We start from the raw sequence: 3,249 nt of genomic DNA on the forward strand, positions 1-3,249 counted from the left end.
CCGCCGACACCTGCGGCGGGGCGGGCCAGGGGGACGGTCCTCTCGCCGAGGCACTCGGCGGACCGGCGGGGGCGGACTGAGCGGGAACGCTCAGTGCGGCACGTCCTGGCGGACCAGCGCCATCAGCGCCTTCGCCCCCGGACTCAGGCTCCGGGCCGGCGGCAGCACCACCACGCTCTCGTAGCCCGGCCGGTGCGCACCGGCGAACTCCGCCACGCCCAGCCCACGTGCCTCCGGTTTACGGGAGAAGTGGTGCGGTACCACCGCGACCCCCAGCCCCTCGTGCACCAGCTCCAGCAGGCTGTGCACGTCGTTGACCTCCAGCGCCACCGTGCGCCGCACCCCCGCGGCGGCGAAGGCCTCGTCGGCCGCCCGCCGCGGCCCCCAGTCCGGGTGGAAGTCGATGAAGGACTCACCGCGCAGCCCGGCCCACTCCACCGGCGCCCCGCCCGCGAGGCGATGCCCCGGCGCGCACAGCACCACCATCCGCTCCCGGGCGAGCGGCATCAGCTCGCCCCGCCACTCCGGCGGGCTGACGGTGGCCGCGAAGGCCAGGTCCAGCCGCCCGCCGGCCACCCCCGCCAGCAGGCTGGACGTGCCCTCCTGGCGCAGCCGGATCTCCATGTGCGGGTGCTCCCGGCGGAAGGCCGCCAGCAGCCGGGCCGGGCTGACACCGGCCACACACTGCTCGACCCCCAGCGTCAGCCTGCCGCGGAGCAGCCCCCGTACGGCGTCGACCGCGTCCCGTGCCGCCCGGGCCCCCGCGAGCGTCCGCTCCGCCTCCACGAGCAGGGCCTGCCCCGCCTCCGTCAGCCGCACGGTGCGCGTGGTGCGGCTGAACAGCGGCGTCCGCAGCTCGTGCTCCAGTGCCCGCACCGACGCGGACAGGCCGGACTGGGAGACGGCGAGCCGCTCGGCCGCCCGGGTGAAGTGCCGTTCCTCGGCGACGGCGACGAAGTGTTCCAGCTGGCGCAGTTCCATGATTGAGCAATCTAGGCGATGAATCCCAGCGGAATCTCCTGTTGGACCGCTGGATCGTTCTCCGTCAGGCTGGGGCCCGCACCACCCGTTCCCGATCCCTCCCGTGGAGTGCTCGTATGTACCTTCCGTCCGCCGACCGCTACTCCGCCATGCCCTACCGGCGCACCGGGCGCAGCGGCCTGCTGCTGCCCGCGCTGTCCCTCGGGCTGTGGCACAACTTCGGAGGCGACCGGACCCCCGAGAGCCAGCGGCAGATCCTGCGCAGGGCCTTCGACCTGGGCATCACCCACTTCGACCTCGCCAACAACTACGGCCCGCCGCCCGGCTCCGCCGAGCTCACGATGGGCCGCGCCCTGAAGGCGGACTTCGCCCACCTGCGGGACGAGATCGTCGTCTCCACCAAGGCCGGCTACCACATGTGGGAGGGCCCGTACGGGGAGTGGGGCTCCCGGAAGTACCTGCGCTCCTCGCTGGACCAGAGCCTGCGCCGGCTCGGCCTCGACTACGTCGACGTCTTCTACTCCCACCGGCCCGACCCGGACACCCCCCTCGAGGAGACGATGGGCGCGCTGGACACGGCGGTGCGCCAGGGCAAGGCGCTGTACGCCGGCATCTCCAACTACTCCGCCGAGCAGACCCGGGAGGCCGCCCGGATCCTGGGCGAGCTGGGCACCCCGCTCCTCATCCACCAGCCGCGCTACTCGATGCTGGACCGCTGGGTCGAGGACGGGCTGCTGGACACCCTGGACGAGTTGGGCACCGGTTCCATCGCCTACTCGCCGCTCGAACAGGGCCTCCTGACGAACCGATACCTCAACGGCATCCCGGAGGGCTCGCGCGCCGCGGGCGACAGCCCCTTCCTGTCGGCCGACGCCGTCACCCCCGAACTGGTGGAGCGGCTCCGGTCGCTGGACGTGATCGCGGGGGACCGCGGGCAGTCCCTGGCGCAGATGGCACTGGCCTGGGTGCTGCGCGGCGGCCGGGTCACCTCCGCGGTCGTCGGCGCGAGCAGCGTCAGCCAGCTGGAGAACAGCGTCGAGGCGGTCCGCAACCTGGAGTTCGACGACGCGGAGCTCGCCCGGATCGAGGAGCTCCTCAAGGGCGCGGGCCGCTCCTGAGAGGCCGCCGGGGGCCTGTGGACCGGGCGCCGCCGCCCGGTCCGGGGCCCTTCGGCGGGCGGCGGGCACCGGTTCCACCGGACTGGACCAGTGACAGGTGCCGACGGCTCTGGTCCGGTGCCGTCGCGGCGCGTACCGTGAGGCGGCACGAAGATCCTCTTCCGCCGCAGGCGGTCGGGGGACCCCCGGAACCAGTGACAGGACCGCGCATCGTGAAGATCCTCGTCAGCGCCGACATGGAGGGCGCGACCGGAGTGACCTGGCCGGCCGACGTGCTGCCGGGCACCCCGCAGTGGGAACGCTGCCGTTCCCTGTTCACCTCCGACGTGAACGCCGCGGCCCTCGGCTTCTTCGACGGGGGCGCCGACGAGGTCCTCGTCAACGAGGCCCACTGGACGATGCGCAACCTGCTCCTGGAGCGGCTCGACGACCGCGTCCAGATGCTCACCGGCAAGCACAAGTCCCTCTCCATGGTCGAGGGCATCCAGCACGGCGACGTCGACGCGGTGGCGTTCGTCGGCTACCACACCGGTGCCGGCACCGAGGGCGTCCTCGCGCACACCTACCTCGCCAACTCCATCACCGGCGTCTGGCTGAACGGTGTACGCGCCAGTGAGGGCCTGCTGAACGCCCACGTCGCCGCCGAGTACGGCGTCCCGGTCGTCCTCGTCACCGGCGACGACCTGACCTGCGTGGACGCCGGGCTGTACGCCCCGGACGCCCGCAAGGTCGCGGTGAAGGACCACGTGTCCCGGTACGCCGCCGTCTGCCGCACCCCGGCGCGCACCGCCGCCGACATCAGGGCGGCCGCCCAGGAGGCCACCGCACTCGCGGGGCGCAGGGCCCCGGTGGAGGGCGGCCCCTTCACCGTGGAGCTGGAGTTCGACGCCGAGCATCTGGCCGCCGCCGCGACGGTGGTCCCCGGCGTGGCGCCGAGCGGCGAGCGGCGCGTCGCCTACACCGGCGCGACGATGTACGAAGGCATCCGCACGTTCAAGGCGGTGACGACGATCGTGTCGGCCGCCGTGGAGGAACAGTATGGCTGAGGCGACGCACCCGTCCGGACCCGTGGACGAGCGGGCGCTCGACGAGTCGGTCACGTTCACCTCGGAACTGATCCGCATCGACACGACCAACAACGGCGACGGCA

At 73.1% G+C, this 3,249-nt stretch carries 3 protein-coding genes; 2 read left to right on the top strand and 1 reads right to left on the bottom strand.

Going from position 1 to position 3,249, the window contains the following annotated elements:
• Window positions 1-90: 90 nt before the first annotated feature.
• Complete coding sequence (locus tag IH13_RS0125995; RefSeq protein WP_031088375.1) at window positions 91-981, bottom strand: LysR family transcriptional regulator; 891 nt, start codon at window positions 979-981, stop codon at window positions 91-93.
• Between the two features lie 116 nt (window positions 982-1,097).
• Here IH13_RS0125995 and IH13_RS0126000 point away from each other — a divergent pair, with 116 nt between their 5' ends.
• The gene (locus IH13_RS0126000) at window positions 1,098-2,099 is read left to right on the top strand and encodes an aldo/keto reductase (protein WP_031088376.1); all 1,002 of its coding nucleotides are present in this window, start codon (window positions 1,098-1,100) and stop codon (window positions 2,097-2,099) included.
• Window positions 2,100-2,311: 212 nt separating this feature from the next.
• Entirely contained in the window at window positions 2,312-3,145 is an 834-nt protein-coding gene (locus IH13_RS0126005; RefSeq protein WP_031088378.1) for a M55 family metallopeptidase, read from the top strand.
• Window positions 3,146-3,249: the final 104 nt, after the last annotated feature.

It is taken from the genome of Streptomyces sp. NRRL WC-3549, assembly GCF_000721935.1.
Lineage (GTDB): Bacteria > Actinomycetota > Actinomycetes > Streptomycetales > Streptomycetaceae > Streptomyces.